The sequence below is a fragment of the Enterococcus sp. DA9 genome (assembly GCF_008000875.1).
In the GTDB taxonomy this organism is placed as follows: domain Bacteria; phylum Bacillota; class Bacilli; order Lactobacillales; family Enterococcaceae; genus Enterococcus_B; species Enterococcus_B lactis.
The window spans coordinates 545,804-565,000 of sequence record NZ_CP042839.1 but is presented as its reverse complement, the minus strand read 5'-3'; the positions used below and the strand labels follow the sequence as shown (position 1 = coordinate 565,000).

The window sequence follows — 19,197 nt, the reverse complement described above, 5'->3', positions numbered from 1 at the left end:
ATAATTATAAATTTAAACACGGGGCCTTAGCTCAGCTGGGAGAGCGCCTGCTTTGCACGCAGGAGGTCAGCGGTTCGATCCCGCTAGGCTCCATTTCATTTAAATAATGAATATCTTTTTCGCGGTGTAGCTCAGCTGGCTAGAGCGTCCGGTTCATACCCGGGAGGTCGGGGGTTCGATCCCCTCCGCCGCGATTTTTAAGAGCCTGGACCTTTAGCTCAGTTGGTTAGAGCAGACGGCTCATAACCGTCCGGTCGTAGGTTCGAGTCCTACAAGGTCCATTGTGGCGTTGTAAGTTTCATATGGAGGATTACCCAAGTCCGGCTGAAGGGAACGGTCTTGAAAACCGTCAGGCGGGTAAAACCGTGCAAGGGTTCGAATCCCTTATCCTCCTTTATCATATTATCGCGGGATGGAGCAGTCTGGTAGCTCGTCGGGCTCATAACCCGAAGGTCGTAGGTTCAAATCCTGCTCCCGCAATTTAAAAACTAAAAACACTGGTTCCGTGGTGTAGGGGTTAACATGCCTGCCTGTCACGCAGGAGATCGCGGGTTCGATTCCCGTCGGAACCGCCATGCGGGTGTAGTTTAGTGGTAAAACCACAGCCTTCCAAGCTGTTGTCGCGAGTTCGATTCTCGTCACCCGCTTTTAGTTTTTATGGGCCTATAGCTCAGCTGGTTAGAGCGCACGCCTGATAAGCGTGAGGTCGATGGTTCGAGTCCATTTAGGCCCATTAGTACAAAATCTTATTGGTTTTGGGGAAGTACTCAAGTGGCTGAAGAGGCGCCCCTGCTAAGGGTGTAGGTCGGGAAACCGGCGCGAGGGTTCAAATCCCTCCTTCTCCGTTTCAATATTTTGTTTTACCTGGCCCGTTGGTCAAGCGGTTAAGACACCGCCCTTTCACGGCGGTAACACGGGTTCGAATCCCGTACGGGTCATTAAATTCAATATAATTTTACATGGAGGATTACCCAAGTCCGGCTGAAGGGAACGGTCTTGAAAACCGTCAGGCGGGTAAAACCGTGCAAGGGTTCGAATCCCTTATCCTCCTTTATCATATTATCGCGGGATGGAGCAGTCTGGTAGCTCGTCGGGCTCATAACCCGAAGGTCGTAGGTTCAAATCCTGCTCCCGCAATTTAAAAACTAAAAACACTGGTTCCGTGGTGTAGGGGTTAACATGCCTGCCTGTCACGCAGGAGATCGCGGGTTCGATTCCCGTCGGAACCGTTTGGCTCGGTAGCTCAGTTGGTAGAGCAATGGATTGAAGCTCCATGTGTCGGCAGTTCGATTCTGTCCCGCGCCATTATGCGGGTGTAGTTTAGTGGTAAAACCACAGCCTTCCAAGCTGTTGTCGCGAGTTCGATTCTCGTCACCCGCTTTTAGTTTTTATGGGCCTATAGCTCAGCTGGTTAGAGCGCACGCCTGATAAGCGTGAGGTCGATGGTTCGAGTCCATTTAGGCCCATTTATTTTATTGGCCCGTTGGTCAAGCGGTTAAGACACCGCCCTTTCACGGCGGTAACACGGGTTCGAATCCCGTACGGGTCATGGAAGATACTTGATGAGTATCTTTTTCTTTTTATCTGAAAGAATGATTTTAAAAGGCTTAGCAGAGTTATCTTTATAGATGATTGTGCTAAGCTTTTTGGATAAATCTAATGTAAAATATTTATATTTTTTAAGCAAAAAAATGAAAAAATACGAGCAGAAAACTGTTTTATCTGCTATACTTGGTTCGTTGCAAGTTCCCGAAAGGATCCGCAGGACGGAGATGCCTTGTAACCGAATTTAACTAGGGGGAATCATTATAATGGTAGAAAGACACTTATTTACATCAGAATCTGTTTCTGAAGGACATCCAGATAAAATCGCTGACCAAATCAGTGATGCGATCTTGGATGCAATTTTAGAACAAGACCCAACAGCACGAGTAGCGTGTGAAACATCTGTAACAACTGGGCTTGTTTTAGTATTTGGAGAAATATCTACGACGGCATATGTAGATATTCAAAAAGTCGTACGGGAAACAATAAAAGAAATTGGTTATACACGTGCAAAATTCGGATTTGATGGAGATACAGCAGCTGTATTGGTTGCGATTGATGAACAATCTCCTGATATTGCTCAAGGAGTTGACGAAGCACTTGAGATCCGGGATGAAGATAAAAAAGACGTATTAGATGAAATTGGTGCTGGCGACCAAGGGTTAATGTTTGGTTTTGCTGTAGATGAAACACCGGAATTAATGCCTTTACCAATCGCTTTGAGTCATCGTCTGGTACGCCGCTTGGCAGATTTGCGTAAATCAAATGAATTAACGTATTTACGTCCAGATGCAAAATCTCAAGTCACAGTTGAATATGATGATCAAGGACAACCTGAACGTGTAGATACAATCGTTATTTCAACACAGCATGATGATGCAGTAGATAATGAAACAATTCGTCATGATGTCATCGAAAAAGTAGTGAAGGAAGTTATTCCAGCTGAATTATTAGATGATCAAACAAAATATTATATCAATCCGACTGGCCGATTTGTCATTGGTGGTCCTCAAGGGGATGCAGGATTAACAGGAAGAAAAATCATTGTTGATACATATGGCGGTTATGCTCGTCATGGTGGCGGTGCTTTTTCTGGTAAAGATGCGACAAAAGTTGACCGTTCTGCCAGCTATGCTGCACGTTATATTGCTAAAAACATCGTTGCAGCAGGGCTTGCTCGCAAAGCAGAAGTACAGCTAGCTTATGCGATTGGTGTTGCTCAACCTGTCTCGATCTCAATCAATACTTTCGGTACTGGAACGGTTCCGGAAGAAGAATTGATTGCTGCAGTGAGAGAAAACTTCGATCTTCGGCCAGCAGGAATCATCGAGATGCTTGATTTGCGTCGTCCGATTTACAAACAAACAGCTGCTTACGGTCATTTTGGCCGTACAGATGTGGATTTGCCTTGGGAACATACGGACAAAGTAGATGCATTGAAAGCAAGTTTAGCAAAATAAGCTATATTCAGCTGGAACGATCGCCGAATGGTGGTTGTTCCAGCTTTTTTTATGGCAGTGCACCTCTTGAAAAAGATAGTGAGTATTTATCTATTTTTAGATCCTGTCATGATGAAAAAGGAGGCATAAGATGAAAAAAGAAACAAACGTTACTTTAGTCACAGTGAGTGTTTTCATTGCAACGTTCATGACGGCTATTGAAGGGACAATCGTAACAACCGCTATGCCAACGATTGTCGGCTCATTACATGGAATGGAAATCATGAACTGGGTATTTTCGATTTATTTGCTGACAAACGCTATGCTTACTCCGATTTACGGAAAACTTGCGGATAAAGTGGGACGAAAACCAATTTTTATTTTTGGGACATTATTGTTTATTATCGGTTCGTTATTTTGCGGTTTATCTCAAAGCATGATTGGGTTGATTGCTGCTCGTGCGATTCAAGGGATGGGTGCTGGAGCAATGATGCCAGTAGCTTTGACGATCATCGGCGATCTTTATTCTATTGAAAAGCGAGCAAAAGTTTTAGGTTTGAATAGTTCAGCTTGGGGGATTGCCAGTGTTTTTGGACCGCTTGCGGGAGGATTCATCGTTGAAACGATCAGCTGGCACTGGATCTTTTTTATCAATGTGCCGATCGGAATTCTATTAATTATTTTTATTTGGCTATATTTAAATGAACCAAAAATCATACATGAGTCTAAACCAATGGATATTTTTGGTAGTTTTAGTTTGATGGCCATGCTTGTCTCATTGCTGTTAGGGTTCCAATTATTAGGAGACGAAGGAATGAGTCCGCTTGTTTCTGCTTTGTTGCTAGGAAGTATCGTACTGTTAGGTATTTTTATTTTTGCCGAAAAAAGAGCTAAAGATCCTGTCATCATGATGCATTTATTCAAAAATCCACTATTTGTTGTGGTAAACTTGGCTGCAGCATTGGCTAGTGGTTTTTTGATGGGAATCGATGTTTATATTCCTATGTGGATGCAAGGTGTATTAGGACTGAATGCAGCAATTGGTGGGTTGGTATTAGCACCATTATCACTAGTCTGGATGGTCGGTTCTTTCCTTGCAAGCAAGTGGATGACTCAAATGGAAACTCATTGGGTCTTGAGAATTGGATTACTAATCGCAGCTATTGGGGGCGCTTGGTTGTATCTTATGCCTTTCAGAAGTAACTATTTATGGTTTTTTGCTATATCAACGGTCATCGGTATAGGCTTAGGTGTGACCATGACTACCTCGACTGTCAGTGCACAAAATAGTGTATCTCGTGATCAGCTTGGTGTAGCAACTTCTTTTAATACGTTAGTTCGAACAATTGGTCAAACAGTTATGGTTTCTATTTTTGGTTTATTGATAAATGGGGTAACTAAACGAGAACTTGCAGCAGCAAATTTAACAAATGATGCAGATATCATGAACAAACTGGTGAATCCACAAACGGCTAAATATATCGATGCGGATATTCTGTTGCCATTAAGAAAAATTCTTTATGATGGGTTACATTCCGTTTATCTAGTTGGCTTGTTACTCGTGATCATTGCTTTGGTCTTAACGCTTTTCGTTCATGAAAAACGTGGTAAAATAAAACAGTAGTTTCGGTCGAGACATGTACTCTGCCGAATCATTCAAATTTAAAGTTATTCAAAAATAACTTCTTACTAAGGAAGGCGAAAATATGGCATTTATTCAAGCAAATATTTATTCGAATGTATTAGAAATGGAAGTCAATCTAAATGTGATACTCCCACAAACAACTAAAAAGGTGATTGGCACCAGTTCAGAGCAAGCGACAACGGACATACCTGTTTTATATTTACTTCATGGGATGGGTGGCAATCATAGTGTATGGGAAAGACGTACGTCGATTGAACGTTACGTAGCAGACTACGGATTAGCTGTCATAATGCCATCTACTGATCTTGGATGGTACACAGATACGGCTTATGATATGAAATATTGGACGTTCATTGCAGAAGAGCTATCTGAGATTTGTCATGAACTATTCCCACAATTAACAAGAAAAAGGGAAAAAACATATGCCGCTGGATTATCGATGGGCGGATATGGCGCATTAAAACTAGGCCTTGCAAAATCAGAAAATTTCGCAGCAGTAATCTCTCTTTCAGGCGCTGTTTCTGTAGGAAACCGAATGGATGATCTTTTGATGGTTCGTAAAGCAGCCTTTTGGGAAGGAATCTTTGGACCATTGGATCAAATCGAAGGTTCAAAGAATGATCCACAATATTTATTGAAAGAATTAGTAAAAAGCGGAAAACCAGTCCCAAGGTTTTATATGGCTTGTGGGGAATCTGATTTTCTTTATCAAGCAAATCAGGAAATGGTATCTGCTATGCAGGAACAAGGCTTAGCGGTCACCTTTGAACAAGGACCTGGCGATCATAATTGGGTCTTCTGGGATCAATGGATCCAACGTGCATTGGTGTGGCTGATGGAAGAAAAGTAAAAAAGAGACTTAAAAAGATAGCTCCTATAGAGATCACTTTGTTGGTGACCTTTATAGGAGCTTTTTTTATCGATTGTTTTCTCTTCTTTTATTTTGTTGGCATAAACCTTCAATATAGGTTTGTGCACTCGTTAGAAAGAGTGCTTTTTCATTCAATTCTGCATGGGACTGCATACTTTCTTTAAAACCCTCTAATTGATTTTCGACTACATAATTACGCATAAATAGAACTGTTTCTTTCAAAAATTCATTTCCGTCCATAATCTTTTGCCGAAGCTGTTGTTCATGCTGCTGATCCATTAGCTGTCCAATCAATAAATTGTGGAGAGAGGCAATGGCTTGATGACTTTGAGTGACTGAAAATCCTTCACGAACAAGTAGTTGGATCATTTGTTCCAAATGTTCTAATCGACTCGGAAAAGCGGGCACAGTATTGATTTCTAATTCTGCCCCACAAGGAAAACGTGTGTAAAGGTCATAGTAATTTTCCATATACTGTAGCAACTGTTCATTCCAGGGCAAAGTTGGATCTGGAAGCGCTAATTCTTCTTCCATTGTTTCAGCCATTTTCTGCAAGAGCTGTTGTTTATTTTTGAAATACCAATATAAAGCAGGCGCTTGAACGTGAATTCTGTTTGCGATGTTTCGCATGGAAAGCTGCGAAAGAGCTTGTGTTTCAGCCAGGATATCAAAAGCGGCCTGAATGATGATGGCTTGAGAAAGCTTTATTTCCATTTTATCAACCTCGTGTATTGCATTATCTTTTTAAACATGGTAAATTGTTAGTCGGTCTAATTTTACAGTGTTAAATTAGTCCTGTCAATTTAAACAAAGGGGTGTAATCAACGAATGAAATTAATCTTACGACATGCGAAAAAATATAAAGTAGCTGTTTTTATTTCCTTGCTGTCCGTAGCAGTCATGGTTGCAGCAGCATTATGGCAACCTAAATTACTACAGCAAGTATTGGAAGCTATTATTACAGAAGATAATGATGAAATGAAAACAATCGGTATTTATCTGATCAGTCTGGCTTTGCTAGGATTAGCTGCAGGTGTAACGAACACGATTTTCTCTGCGAAAGTAGCTCAGGGCGTAAGTGCAGATATCCGAGAAGAAGCTTTTCGAAAGATCCAGACATTTTCATTTGGGAATATCGAACAGTTCTCTGCTGGGAATCTTGTTGTTCGTCTAACAAATGATATCACGCAAATCCAAAATTTAGTGATGATTTCTTTGCAATCACTTTTTCGAATTCCATTCTTATTTATTGGTGCCTTCATTTTAGCTATGATCACGATGCCACAATTGTGGTGGATCATCGTAGCGCTTATCGTTACGGTATTTCTTATCACGGCACTTTCATTTACACGGATGGGTAAGCACTTCATGATCATTCAAAAACTGATTGATCGTGTAAATAGCATTGCAAAAGAAAACTTACTAGGGATTCGTGTAGTGAAATCTTTTGTACAGGAAGAAAACCAATTGAAGACATTCAGCAAAGTAAGTGAAGACTTAACAAAACACAACATCATAGTCGGTACATTATTTTCTGTGATGATCCCGTCCTTCATGTTGGCTGCCAATTTGGCTGTGGTTGGAGCAATCTTCTTTGTGAGCGACCTTGTTAAAGATGATCCTACATTAATTGGTGGAATTGCTTCATTCATGAATTACTTGATGCAGATCATGATGGCAATCATTATCGGTGGAATGATGATGATGATGACTTCAAGAGCAGCCGTATCGCTGAAGCGGATTGCGGAAATTTTAGATGCTGAACCAGATCTTACTTATTTAGACGTTCCAGAACAAGAGTTGACGGGTTCTGTCACTTTTGACCATGTTTCTTTTCGTTATCCTGGTGAGGATACAGATACGCTTAAAGATATCAGCTTTTCTATCAAACCTGGAGAAATGGTCGGGATTGTCGGGGCGACTGGTGCCGGGAAATCCACACTAGCACAGCTGATTCCTCGTCTATTTGATCCAACAGAAGGAAAAGTAGAAGTAGGTGGTGTAGACCTTCGCCAAGTAAATGAAAAGAGTTTAAGACAAACGGTGTCCTTTGTTTTGCAAAAAGCAATTTTATTCTCAGGAACGATTGCTCAAAACTTGCGCCAAGGAAAAAAGAATGCAACAGAAAAAGAGATGGAACATGCTTCTTCTATTGCTCAAGCAAAAGAATTCATCGAAAAGCTATCTGATCGTTACGAAGCACCAGTAGAAGAACGAAGCAGCAATTTTTCTGGTGGACAAAAGCAGCGACTATCCATTACTCGTGGTGTTATCGGTGATCCAAAGATCTTGATTTTAGATGATAGTACGAGTGCATTGGATGCTCGCTCTGAAAAACTGGTCCGAGAAGCACTTAATCGAGATTTGAAGGGAACAACGACGATCGTCATCGCACAAAAAATTGCTTCTGTTGTCAAAGCAGATCGCATCTTAGTATTGGATGAAGGTAGATTAGTCGGTGAAGGAACCCATGAGGAATTGGTAGCTGGAAACCGTGTCTATCAGGAAATCTTTGAAACTCAAAAAGGAACGGAGGAGTAAGTATGACTGATTTAATAAAAGCAAGTAAATTTTTCTATCACTATTTGAAGCGGTACAAACTCTCCTTTTTCTTTATCTTTATCACAGTAATTATTGCTACCTATCTACAAGTAAAAGCACCTCAGTATATCGGGGAAGCTTTTCAAGAATTAGCAAATTACGTAGGTGGCTTGATGCAAGGCGTAGACGATAAAAGCAAATTTGTTTCTGTAATATGGAAACTCTTGTTGTTTTATGTATTAGCTAGTGCAGCCAACTTTATCTATAGTATTTTATTCACTCAAGTAGTAGGGAAGTCAACGAACCGGATGCGTATCGGTTTATTCAACAAATTGGAAAAATTGACGATTCGCTTCTTTGATTCTCATCAAGACGGTGAAATTTTAAGTCGTTTTACCAGTGACTTAGATAATATTCAAAATAGTTTGAACCAAGCATTGCTTCAAGTCATCACGAATGCTGTTTTACTTGTCGGAATCTTGATTATGATGTTTCGTCAAAATGTAGAATTAGCTTGGGCTACGATTGCTTCTACTCCAGTAGCTATTTTGATAGTTGTCTTGATTATTCGAAAAGCGCGAAAATATGTGGATCTTCAGCAAGATGAAGTGGGAAAACTGAATGGCTATATGGATGAAAAAATCAGCGGACAACGTGTCATCATCACAAATGGCTTACAAGAAGAAACGATTGAAGGATTCTTAGAACATAATCAAAGTGTTCGCGAAGCAACGTTCAAAGGACAAGCTTATTCTGGCTTACTATTTCCGATGATGCAAGGAATGTCACTAGTCAATACAGCAATCGTTATCTTTTTCGGCGGCTGGTTAGCATTGAATGGCGATTTGGAACGTTCGGTGGCGTTAGGCTTAGTTGTGACATTCGTCCAATATTCACAACAATACTACCAACCATTGATGCAGATTTCTTCTGGGTACAGCATGATCCAATTAGCAATCACAGGGGCAAGACGATTAAATGAAATGTTTGATGAAAAAGATGAAGTCAAACCAGAAAACGGTAAAGCATTTGATGGAGTGGAACAAGGACTTGCCTTGCAACACGTAGATTTTGGTTATTCTCCAGAAAAACTAGTCTTGAAGGATGTCTCAATCAATGTGGACAAAGGAGAAATGGTTGCTCTTGTTGGACCAACCGGATCTGGGAAAACGACGATCATGAATCTGTTGAATCGTTTTTACGATGTCAATGATGGGTCAGTAGTAATCGATGGAATAGATATCCGAGAGTATGATCTAGATGCATTACGTAGACATGTAGGAATCGTTTTGCAAGAATCCGTCTTGTTCTCTGGCACCATCAAAGACAATATCACATTCGGTAAACCAGATGCTTCAGATGAAGAAATCATCAATGCAGCAAAACAAGCGAACATTCACGACTTTATCATGACGTTAGAAAAAGGGTATGATACAGAGATATCCGAAGAAAACAATTTGTTCAGTACAGGTCAAAAGCAGTTGATCAGTATTGCTCGAACGATCATCACAAATCCATCTTTATTGATTTTGGATGAAGCAACAAGTAATGTAGACACGGTAACAGAAGCAAGAATCCAAAAAGCAATGGATGAAGCCATCAAAGGAAGAACCAGCTTTGTGATTGCTCACCGGCTGAAAACGATCTTGAATGCAGATAGAATCGTTGTCTTGCGTGATGGGGAAGTCATTGAAGAAGGCAGTCATCACGAATTATTAGCAGAAAATGGATTTTATGCGGAACTTTATCATAATCAATTTGTATTTGAATAAAGAGGTTGTGAAAAAGCTGTCCTGCATCAAGTAATAAGAACAGCCAATCAAAAACAGCTTCTCATGTTTTTGATTTGGTTGGATTTATTACCGCAGATGCAAGCTTTTGAGCACCGTGAATAAAGAGGTTGTGAAATCAACGCTCTAACCTGAGTATTAGAGAAAAAAACGCAAAACATATCATTTATGTTTTGCGTTTTTTATTTATCTTTTTTTCTCAATACAATATAAAATAGGCGGCTGGTTCTTTTGGTTGATAAACCGATAATTCAGCACATTATATGTTTCCTGTGGCAGTTTGGAACAAAAAGAATCAACCATATCCAGTTCTTTTTCTCCGCCTTCATGACCATAGTAGACAACAAGGATCAATCGTCCGCGAGGCACAAGTTGTTTCAATATTTCTTCCATAGCTGTGCGTGTAGTCTCTGGCATAGTGATGATTGCTTTATCACTTTTTGGGAGATACCCTAGATTGAAGATCCCTGCTTTGAGATCTTGTTGTTCAGCTATCACTTCTCCTAACGTTTCGTGGCCTTGTAGAAACAATGAGACACGTTCTTCTAACTGATGCTGTTCTAGCTTTTCACGAGTAGCATCGATTGCTTGTTGCTGGATATCGAAACTATAGACATGACCAGTTTTTCCGATGTGTTCTGCTAGAAAAACCGTATCGTGGCCATTGCCCATCGTTGCATCTACGACGTGATCTCCTGGTTGCAAGATTTCTTGCAGTAATGTATGGCTGAAATGCAAAGCAGTTTGCAACATCAGACACTCACCTTTTTCCGTACATCATATTTTCCTTGGAAGCTATCTCTGCGAAGAAGTTCTTCATCAATTGCATTCAAGACTTCCCATTTTTTTAAGCTCCACATTGGTCCAATCAAGGAATCCCACGGCGCATCCCCTGTCAAACGATGGATGATGATCTCTTTTGGTATCATTTCCAGCTGGTCGCAAATGACATTGACATAGTCAGGACGACTCATTAATTGAAGTCGACCTTCATGATAGTCTCGCAACATTCTCGTTTTGCGCATCAGATGCATCAAATGGAGCTTGATTCCTTGGATATCGGAATCTAAAATAGTGCGTCTGACATTTTCTTTCATCATCTCTAAACTTTCGCCTGGTAATCCGTTGATTAAATGCGTACAAACACGGATATGATGTTTGCGTAATTTAGCCACGCCATCTAAATAAGTTTGATAATCATGTGCACGGTTGATCAGCTTTGAAGTTTCTTCAAAAGTTGTTTGCAATCCAAGTTCTACCCATAAATACATTCGCTCGTTCAGTTCAGCAAGGTAATCAACTACTTCATCTGGCAGACAATCCGGTCGTGTACCGACTGATAATCCTACGACACCTGGTAAATTGACTACTTGCTCAAATCGTTCTTTGATTATCTCAACTGGCGCATGGGTGTTTGTAAAATTTTGGAAATAAACGATGTATTGTTGGACATGAGGCCATTTTTGATGCATCATGTCGATTTCTTTCTGGAATTGGATTGGAAGTGGATCTTCAGGTGCAACAATCATATCACCCGAACCAGATACACTGCAAAAAGTACAACCGCCATGGGCAACAGTCCCATCTCGATTCGGGCAGTCGAACCCTCCATCAATCGGCACCTTGAAAATTTTCCCGCCAAACTCATTTCGTAAAGCATAATTCCAAGAATGATATCTTTTATTTCCTTCTGAATAAGGAAAAGTCATTAAAAGTCCTTCTTTCTGTAAGAGTTATCTATTTGTTTTCTTTTTTCTCTATACACTGGATAAGTCAGGCACAGCCAAGAAAGACTGAGTAAGTAGCCGCCGATGATATCAGTAGGAAAATGAACACCCAGATAAATGCGGCTTATCCCAACACTTACTATAATAAACACCATCAGCAATTGAAGCAATGTACGTAAGGTTCTTTTTTGAACAAAAGCTGGCAGCAGAAATAGGAAAGAGCCGTAAAGAATCATACTGCCTGCTGCATGTCCACTAGGGAAACTGTAACTTGTTTCAACCACTAAGTGTGTCAATGAAGGGCGCTCTCGCATGAAAAATAGTTTGATCAACGGGTTGATGATTCCAGCAATTACAATAAATCCAGAAACGAACCAAACTGTTTCTGCCCTTTTTTTCTTATACCACATCCATAAAGCCGTACAAGCAAATAAAATGATGACGGTAAGAGGATTACCGAATTTAGTCATAAAGAGTTGGTAGCTGTTCAGATTAGGATAAGAAGCTCTGACAATGTCTGTAAACCACTGATCGAAACCAGAAAGCCACGACAGATGGAACTTTACGATCCAGCCCAAAATAAAAAACAGGACAAGAAAGAAGCTGCCAGTCACCTGAAATGATGTTTTATATTTCATACAATTCCTCCTTTGAAGCAATGACTTATTATAGCATTTTTGGTCCAGTGAAAAAAACGGTAAAGAGATAAAACCAGTGTATGATCCCTCTTTGAATAACCAATATTCTTATAAAAAAAATAACTGTAATCGGAAGGACATTTTTTGGTAATACAAATGAAATGTTAGGAAAATAAAATCAGTGTTTTTCGAAATCCTTGTAAATAAGAACATAGATGTAGGAAGAACTTGAAAATGAACAGAAGTTGTTCATTACGGTAAATTACAATATGATTACAAAAAACAACAAAGCTCTTAAATAACTTTTAATAAATATTAAGAGAAGTTATAATTATTAATAATAGATAAATTGAAGTTGGAGGATAGAAGATGGAAAACATTGCAAGAAAAGAACGGAGACGTTTAGAACAGACTAAACGTTTTCGAAAAGCAAAACGAGGGGCAGCAATCGTGGGAACTGCGATGGTAGGCTGTTCTGTCGCTGCTCCATTAGTACAGCCGGTTCCTGTTCAAGCGGATGAAACACCTGTTCAGTTCGGCGCAAGAATCAATACAGCGGCATTTATCACAGAAATTGCTACTTATGCGCAGCCAATTGCTCAAGCCAACGATTTGTATGCATCAGTGATGATCGCACAAGCAGTTGTAGAAAGTGGTTGGGGCAGTAGTGCGTTATCGCAAGCACCTTATTATAATCTTTTTGGGATAAAAGGCAGCTATCAAGGACAAACCGTCTACATGGATACACTTGAATTTTTAAATAATCAATGGGTAAATAAAAAGGAGCCTTTCCGACAATATCCTTCTTTTGCTGAATCGTTCAATGACAATGCCTATGTACTTAGAAATACTTCATTTGGCAACGGTTATTACTATGCCGGTACTTGGAAGAGCAACACGAGATCCTATACAGATGCGACAGCTTGTTTGACAGGTCGTTATGCAACAGACCCTGGTTATGCAAGCAAATTAAATAATATCATCACGACTTACGGATTGACCCAATATGATACACCAGCTAGCGGAAACGCGGGCGGTGGAGCCACTACAGGTGGTAATAATACTGGAAGTACAGGTAGTACTAGCGGTTCAAGTAATTCTGGTAATACAAACTCAGGTTCAGCAACTTCGACCACTTATACTGTTCAATCTGGCGATTCTGTTTGGGGAATCTCCAATAAATTCGGTATTACAATGGACCAATTGATTCAATGGAACAATATCCAAAACAATTTCATTTATCCAGGACAAAAACTAACGATCAAGGGTAGCCAAGAAAATGGCTCTTCGACGAATAATTCTGGTAACAATACCAATTCTTCAGGAAATGCTGGTACATCAAATGGAGGACAAACAACTGGGGCGAAATATACTGTTCAATCTGGCGATTCTGTTTGGAAGATCTCAAATGACCACGGAATTACGATGGCTCAATTGATTGAATGGAACAATATCAAGAATAATTTTGTTTATCCAGGACAACAGCTGATCGTATCAAATGGCGGTTCTTCTAATACTGGAGCAAATACTGGCAACACAAGTGGTTCAAATTCGTCTAACTCAAGTTCTTCTAATACGGCTTCAGGAACGAAATACACAGTGAAAGCCGGAGACTCTGTTTGGAGTGTCTCCAACAAATATGGAATTACGATGGCTCAACTGATCCAATGGAACAACATCCAAAATAACTTTATTTATCCAGGACAACAACTGACTGTTTCAAACAGTGGGTCAACAAACAGCGCATCAAGTAATACAGGTTCGTCAGCCAATACAAATAACAGCAGTTCAGCTAATACTGGCAGCAGTTCGTCTCAAGGCACTTATACAGTCAAGGCGGGTGAATCTGTTTGGAGCGTAGCAAATAAAAACGGCATCACGATGAATCAGCTGATCGAATGGAATAATATCAAAAACAACTTTATTTACCCAGGACAGCAATTGATCGTTAAAGGCGGCAATTCAACAAATACCAATACAGGTTCAACTACTTCGGCAGCGAAACCAAATACACCGAATACGTCAGCTACAACAAGTACATCATCCTCTGGCAATACGATGTATACCGTGAAAGCAGGCGAGTCAGTTTGGAGCGTAGCGAACAAACATCATATCACGATGGATCAGTTGATCGAATGGAATAATATCAAAAATAATTTCATCTATCCAGGACAACAAGTGATCGTGAAGAAAGGCTCGTCTCAAACAACAAACCAACAATCACCTGCTGGTTCGAAAACCTATACTGTGAAATCTGGAGAATCTGTTTGGGGCGTTGCTGACAGCCATGGTATTACAATGGCTCAACTAATCGAATGGAACAATATCAAAAACAACTTTATTTATCCAGGTCAAACATTGATTGTAGCTAAATAAAATAGCTGTTCAAAGAAATAACGATTGAATTCCACAAAAATATTTGTTACTATAAGGCTACTTAAATATGACAACACTTGAAAAGGAAGTAGTAAAAAGACTGAAGTTTCAGAGAGCACATGGTTGGTGAGAATGTGCACGGATGCTTTTGAACTCGCCTTTGAGTTGCCCTTGCTGAATATTCGAGTAAGCAGGTGGCGGTGACGGCCGTTACAACGTTCGAGGCCTTTTCATTAAGGTAAAAATAGGTGGTACCGCGTAGATTACGTCCTATAAAAAGAGCAATCTTTTTATAGGATTTTTTTATTTCTTTTGTGAAGTTTGAGAAAACAAAGTAAAAGAAAACAAAAAGAAACAGATTCTGCCGGTTTTTTCGCTATAATAGAAACAAGCGTTTTTAATAGAACAGGAGGACAGAAAATGAGTTACAATCATAAAGAAATTGAGAAAAAATGGCAAAAATACTGGGCAAAAACGAATACCTTCAACACCCATGATGATCCTGAAAAACCAAAATTTTATGCACTGGATATGTTTCCCTATCCATCCGGACAAGGGCTCCATGTAGGGCATCCTGAAGGTTATACGGCAACGGATATCCTTTCCCGTGTGAAAAGAAGTCAAGGATACAACGTACTACATCCAATGGGGTGGGATGCATTCGGCCTACCTGCAGAGCAATATGCGTTAGATACAGGAAACGATCCGGCTGAATTTACCCAAAAAAATATCGAAACATTCCGACGCCAAATCAATTCTTTAGGATTTAGTTATGACTGGAATCGCGAAGTGAATACAACTGATCCAGAGTATTACAAATGGACACAACGGATCTTTACAAAGCTTTATGAAAAAGGCCTGGCTTATGAAGCAGAAGTAGCGGTAAACTGGGTACCTGAATTAGGAACAGTTATTTCAAATGAAGAAGTGATCGATGGAAAAAGTGAACGTGGTGGCTATGACGTAGTCAGAAAACCAATGCGCCAATGGATGTTGAAAATCACTGCTTATGCCGATCGCTTATTGGATGATCTAGAACTAGTTGACTGGCCAGAAAGCATCAAGGAAATGCAAAGAAATTGGATCGGTCGTTCAGTGGGAGCAAATATTGAATTTAAAGTGGCTGGTACGGATAAATCCTATACCGTGTTTACGACACGACCAGATACTTTATTCGGTGCAACTTACTCGGTTCTTGCACCTGAACTAGATCTTGTTAGAGAAATTACGACCCCTGAACAAAAAGCTGCTGTAGAAGCTTATATCGAAGAGACAGCGAAAAAATCAGATCTGAAGAGAACAGATCTTGCAAAAGAAAAAACAGGAGTATTTACTGGTGCTTACGCAATCAATCCAGTCAATGGCAAAGAAATCCCAATCTGGATCGCTGATTATGTATTAGCTTCTTACGGCACAGGAGCTATCATGGCTGTTCCAGCACATGATGAACGTGACTTTGAATTCGCTCAAACTTTCGGACTAGAGATTCTTCCAGTTATCGAAGGTGGAGATGTTCAAAAAGCTGCTTACACAGAAGATGGTACGCACATCAACTCTGAATTTCTAGACGGTATGAACAAACAAGAAGCAATCGACAAAATGAATGAATGGCTAGAAGAAAATGGCGTAGGGAAAAAAGAAGTCAGCTATCGCTTACGTGACTGGCTATTCTCCCGTCAACGTTACTGGGGCGAACCAATCCCAATCATCCACTGGGAAGACGGAACAGTCACAGCTGTCCCAGAAGAAGAGTTACCATTACGTTTGCCTAAGACAAAAAATATCAAGCCAAGCGGTACTGGAGAATCTCCATTAGCAAATATTGAGGAGTGGGTCAATGTCGTTGATCCTGTAACAGGTAAAAAAGGCCGTCGCGAAACGAATACAATGCCACAATGGGCAGGAAGCTCATGGTATTACCTGCGTTATATCGACCCTCATAACAAAAAAGAGCTAGCAGATTATGAAAAGTTGAAGCGTTGGCTACCAGTTGACATCTACATTGGTGGAGCAGAACATGCGGTGCTTCATTTACTATATGCACGATTCTGGCATAAGTTCTTATACGATATCGGTGTTGTTCCTACAAAAGAACCATTCCAAAAACTATACAATCAAGGAATGATCTTAGGCGAAAACAACGAAAAAATGTCAAAATCTCGCGGTAATGTAGTCAATCCTGATGATGTGGTTGAAACTTACGGTGCAGATACACTGCGCATGTACGAAATGTTCATGGGACCATTAGACGCTTCGATTGCTTGGAGCGAAAATGGCTTAGAAGGAAGCCGTAAATTCTTAGATCGTGTATGGCGTTTGATCGTTGATGAAAACAATAAAATGCGTGACCGTATCACTACATTGAACGACGGCAAACTTGATAAAGTATACCATCAAACAGTAAAAAAAGTGACAGAAGACTATGAAAATCTTCATTTCAATACAGCAATCTCCCAATTGATGGTCTTTATCAATGAAGCCTATAAAGTGGACGCTCTGCCTTATGAATATATCGAAGGATTTGTTCAACTACTCGCACCGATTGCTCCTCACATGGGTGAAGAACTATGGTCTATCCTTGGAAATGATGGTGGTATTTCTTACGCACCATGGCCAACATACGACGAAGCAGCACTTGTGGAAGACGAAGTAGAAGTTGTTTTCCAAGTAAACGGTAAAGTTCGTGCGAAAAGCAATGTTCCCCGAGACTTAGGGAAAGATGAGCTAGAAAAAGTAGCATTAGCCAATGAAACAGTGCAAGAATATATCGAAGGCAAAACAGTCAGAAAAGTTATTGCGGTACCAAATAAGTTAGTCAATATCGTTGCTAATTAAATAACCTGATAAAAGCAGTTGGCAGAATCTCTGTCAGCTGTTTTTTTGTAAAAAAACATGAATAGAGAAAATAGTTGACAAGAAAATAACAACGCCATATGATGTTCCATAGTATTTACAACCTGTCATAGTTGACTGTAAAAAATATTGAAATAAAAGTAAAAGAAAGGACGACAACAGGTGAATTTTTATCAGTCTCTACAACTAGATCCGTTTATTTTAAAACAAAAAATACGAGAAGCAGCTTCTAAAAAAGAAAAGTGCATGTATATTTGTTCATTGTTTTTACGATCATTATTCATCGTATTGTTTGCCATTTGTTTTATTATTTTCATTACAACATTGTTTGAATCGACGCATAAACCATACGCAGTGGTTTTATTCTGTATGTTGATGAGTATTCGTTTTGTTGATTTTGGTTATAAGATTTCTCATTCGATCATTAGTTTAGCCATCGTTATGCTCTCACTATTAACAGCGCCTTATGTCCATCTGATTAAATGGACAGTTATGGGCATGTTGATTCATTTTGTTTTACTAAGCAGCATATTAATGGCAACCGCTAGTGATCCCAAAATGGGGAATGCTTCTTTGTACGGCTTTTCATATCTCTTTATTGTTTATTCGTTACCTAAAGATTCGTTGAACAAGAATTTCTTTACACAAACAAGTAGCTTATTGTTTTTGTTTTTTTGTTGGTTTTCAGTTCTCCTTTACAGAAAACATCGAGAAAAGAACAAAGACAAAAGCTTGTTTAAAGAGATTTTTTTGAAAGGCATGTATTCGCAGGAAAAAATTTGGATGCTCATCTATGCATTTGGCATTAGCTTTTTGATTGTTGCAGGAGAGTATGTCCCTTTTCAGCGATTGATGTGGGCAGGGTTTGCATTTTCTTCTATTGTATCTAGCTATGGATTGATGTCGATTGGTTTCAAAGAACGAGCAGTAGACCGAATCATTGGGTCATTGATTGGATGTGCTTTATTTATTGGTATCAGCCAATTTATTCCTTTTAACTGGGTCGGTATATTAGGTGGTCTAGCTTTAGGTGTTTGTTCTACCTATAGATATAAAACAGTTTTTAATTGTTTTGGTGCTTTGGCAATCACTGCCAGTTTATTCGGGGTTCCAGGAGCAGTGTCAATCCGTATCTTTGAGAATGTTCTTGGGGTATGTCTAGGGGTCATGTATATTGGGTTGACTGAAATACTTATCCGAAAAATAAGAGAAAAATATGAAGTGAATCCTTTGGTAAGTTCCACTAAAAAATAATGAAAAAAATGAAGAAGGGGCTGTGACAAGACTTTTGTCACAGCCTCTTTTTACGAATAAACGGTGTTCCAGAAGTATCTTCTTCGAAAAATGAGCCCAAATTTTACAAAAATTTGAGTAGCAATTTTCGTAAATTCCTTCTTGTTTCTTGAAACTGACCATGTCTGTCACAACTTCATTGTTTTAAGGTAGATCAGTGAAACGTTCGACTTTCATTTTTAATTTATACTTTTTACGGAGTTCGTTTATTTGGGCCATCATTTCGGATTTGTGATGCTTTTCGATTGCTTCTTCATCTTTCCAACGGTCGATCAGTAAAAGAGATTCTGGATCTTCTAGTGGAAAGTAATAGTCATATTTCTCGTTTCCTTCTTCTGCGCGAATCGCTTTGACAATGTTTCTTTCGACCATTTCTTCTGCAAATTTTCTGGCTTGTCCATTTGTACTTGTATACAAAATATTCACTGTGATACTCACTAAATCCCCTCCTGAAAAAATTCTATCACTAGTATATCACG

13 protein-coding genes, 18 tRNA genes, 1 riboswitch and 1 other annotated feature (1 of these 33 running past the window's edge) are annotated in these 19,197 nt (G+C 39.7%); of the genes, 26 read left to right on the top strand and 5 right to left on the bottom strand.

Annotated features, from left to right (window positions below; all coding sequences use genetic code 11):
* The 21 genes from FTX43_RS03560 to FTX43_RS03455 all read left to right on the top strand — a co-directional run.
* Window position 1: transfer RNA gene (locus tag FTX43_RS03560), tRNA-Pro, on the top strand (it extends 73 nt beyond the left edge of the window).
* A gap of 19 nt (window positions 2-20) precedes the next feature.
* Window positions 21-93: transfer RNA gene (locus FTX43_RS03555), tRNA-Ala, on the top strand.
* Between the two features lie 27 nt (window positions 94-120).
* Window positions 121-194: transfer RNA gene (locus FTX43_RS03550), tRNA-Met, on the top strand.
* A gap of 13 nt (window positions 195-207) precedes the next feature.
* Window positions 208-281 (top strand) — tRNA-Ile (locus tag FTX43_RS03545).
* Window positions 282-304: 23 nt separating this feature from the next.
* Window positions 305-394 (top strand) — tRNA-Ser (locus FTX43_RS03540).
* Window positions 395-406: 12 nt separating this feature from the next.
* A tRNA-Met gene (locus FTX43_RS03535) sits at window positions 407-480 on the top strand.
* 19 nt (window positions 481-499) lie between these two features.
* Window positions 500-575, top strand: a tRNA-Asp gene (locus tag FTX43_RS03530).
* A 1-nt stretch (window position 576) separates the two neighbouring features.
* Window positions 577-647, top strand: a tRNA-Gly gene (locus tag FTX43_RS03525).
* A gap of 12 nt (window positions 648-659) precedes the next feature.
* Window positions 660-733: transfer RNA gene (locus FTX43_RS03520), tRNA-Ile, on the top strand.
* A 24-nt stretch (window positions 734-757) separates the two neighbouring features.
* Window positions 758-845 (top strand) — tRNA-Ser (locus tag FTX43_RS03515).
* Window positions 846-866: 21 nt separating this feature from the next.
* Window positions 867-938, top strand: a tRNA-Glu gene (locus FTX43_RS03510).
* 23 nt (window positions 939-961) lie between these two features.
* Window positions 962-1,051: transfer RNA gene (locus tag FTX43_RS03505), tRNA-Ser, on the top strand.
* 12 nt (window positions 1,052-1,063) lie between these two features.
* A tRNA-Met gene (locus FTX43_RS03500) sits at window positions 1,064-1,137 on the top strand.
* A gap of 19 nt (window positions 1,138-1,156) precedes the next feature.
* Window positions 1,157-1,229 (top strand) — tRNA-Asp (locus FTX43_RS03495).
* Window positions 1,230-1,232: 3 nt separating this feature from the next.
* A tRNA-Phe gene (locus FTX43_RS03490) sits at window positions 1,233-1,305 on the top strand.
* A gap of 4 nt (window positions 1,306-1,309) precedes the next feature.
* Window positions 1,310-1,380: transfer RNA gene (locus FTX43_RS03485), tRNA-Gly, on the top strand.
* A 12-nt stretch (window positions 1,381-1,392) separates the two neighbouring features.
* A tRNA-Ile gene (locus FTX43_RS03480) sits at window positions 1,393-1,466 on the top strand.
* Between the two features lie 11 nt (window positions 1,467-1,477).
* Window positions 1,478-1,549: transfer RNA gene (locus tag FTX43_RS03475), tRNA-Glu, on the top strand.
* A 185-nt stretch (window positions 1,550-1,734) separates the two neighbouring features.
* Window positions 1,735-1,814: riboswitch (SMK box riboswitch) on the top strand.
* Window positions 1,812-3,005 (top strand): methionine adenosyltransferase, encoded by a 1,194-nt coding sequence (metK, locus tag FTX43_RS03470; RefSeq protein WP_002292731.1) that lies wholly within the window; start codon window positions 1,812-1,814, stop codon window positions 3,003-3,005. Its footprint overlaps the riboswitch before it by 3 nt.
* Before the next feature lie 130 nt (window positions 3,006-3,135).
* A complete protein-coding gene (locus tag FTX43_RS03460) occupies window positions 3,136-4,608 on the top strand; it encodes an MDR family MFS transporter (RefSeq protein ID WP_065772885.1) in 1,473 nt (490 codons plus the stop codon).
* A gap of 82 nt (window positions 4,609-4,690) precedes the next feature.
* Entirely contained in the window at window positions 4,691-5,479 is a 789-nt protein-coding gene (locus FTX43_RS03455) for an alpha/beta hydrolase family protein (RefSeq protein WP_002314447.1), read from the top strand.
* Between the two features lie 66 nt (window positions 5,480-5,545).
* On the opposite strand, the gene FTX43_RS03450 is transcribed toward FTX43_RS03455, so the two are convergent.
* A complete protein-coding gene (locus FTX43_RS03450; RefSeq protein ID WP_002310812.1) occupies window positions 5,546-6,214 on the bottom strand; it encodes a TetR family transcriptional regulator in 669 nt (222 codons plus the stop codon).
* 114 nt (window positions 6,215-6,328) lie between these two features.
* Here FTX43_RS03450 and FTX43_RS03445 point away from each other — a divergent pair, with 114 nt between their 5' ends.
* Window positions 6,329-8,041: an ABC transporter ATP-binding protein gene (locus FTX43_RS03445; RefSeq protein WP_002310813.1), complete on the top strand. Its 1,713-nt coding sequence runs from the start codon at window positions 6,329-6,331 to the stop codon at window positions 8,039-8,041.
* Between the two features lie 2 nt (window positions 8,042-8,043).
* Window positions 8,044-9,813: an ABC transporter ATP-binding protein gene (locus tag FTX43_RS03440; protein WP_147606746.1), complete on the top strand. Its 1,770-nt coding sequence runs from the start codon at window positions 8,044-8,046 to the stop codon at window positions 9,811-9,813.
* Window positions 9,814-10,017: 204 nt separating this feature from the next.
* Here FTX43_RS03440 and FTX43_RS03435 read toward each other — a convergent pair whose 3' ends face one another.
* Genes FTX43_RS03435 through FTX43_RS03425 form a run of 3 tightly spaced genes read right to left on the bottom strand, consistent with a single transcriptional unit; the run spans window position 10,018 to window position 12,196 of the window.
* Window positions 10,018-10,584, bottom strand: a complete 567-nt coding sequence (locus FTX43_RS03435; protein WP_147606744.1) for a class I SAM-dependent methyltransferase — start codon at window positions 10,582-10,584, stop codon at window positions 10,018-10,020.
* Window positions 10,584-11,540 (bottom strand): TIGR01212 family radical SAM protein, encoded by a 957-nt coding sequence (locus FTX43_RS03430; RefSeq protein WP_002314449.1) that lies wholly within the window; start codon window positions 11,538-11,540, stop codon window positions 10,584-10,586. Before FTX43_RS03430 ends, FTX43_RS03435 begins: the two co-directional genes overlap by 1 nt.
* On the bottom strand, window positions 11,540-12,196 hold the full coding sequence (locus FTX43_RS03425) for a phosphatase PAP2 family protein (protein ID WP_002310815.1): 657 nt from the start codon (window positions 12,194-12,196) through the stop codon (window positions 11,540-11,542). The genes FTX43_RS03430 and FTX43_RS03425 overlap by 1 nt, the downstream gene beginning before the upstream one ends.
* Before the next feature lie 369 nt (window positions 12,197-12,565).
* Between FTX43_RS03425 and FTX43_RS03420 the strand changes: the two genes are divergently transcribed.
* From FTX43_RS03420 to FTX43_RS03410, 3 genes are all read left to right on the top strand, one after another.
* Window positions 12,566-14,572: a LysM peptidoglycan-binding domain-containing protein gene (locus tag FTX43_RS03420; protein WP_002310816.1), complete on the top strand. Its 2,007-nt coding sequence runs from the start codon at window positions 12,566-12,568 to the stop codon at window positions 14,570-14,572.
* Window positions 14,573-14,641: 69 nt separating this feature from the next.
* Window positions 14,642-14,848: a binding site (T-box leader), on the top strand.
* A 144-nt stretch (window positions 14,849-14,992) separates the two neighbouring features.
* A complete protein-coding gene (gene leuS, locus FTX43_RS03415) occupies window positions 14,993-17,407 on the top strand; it encodes a leucine--tRNA ligase (protein ID WP_147606742.1) in 2,415 nt (804 codons plus the stop codon).
* A gap of 180 nt (window positions 17,408-17,587) precedes the next feature.
* Window positions 17,588-18,679: an FUSC family protein gene (locus tag FTX43_RS03410; protein ID WP_073490736.1), complete on the top strand. Its 1,092-nt coding sequence runs from the start codon at window positions 17,588-17,590 to the stop codon at window positions 18,677-18,679.
* Between the two features lie 183 nt (window positions 18,680-18,862).
* Here FTX43_RS03410 and FTX43_RS03405 read toward each other — a convergent pair whose 3' ends face one another.
* Window positions 18,863-19,156, bottom strand: a complete 294-nt coding sequence (locus tag FTX43_RS03405; protein WP_002285944.1) for an antibiotic biosynthesis monooxygenase family protein — start codon at window positions 19,154-19,156, stop codon at window positions 18,863-18,865.
* Window positions 19,157-19,197: the final 41 nt, after the last annotated feature.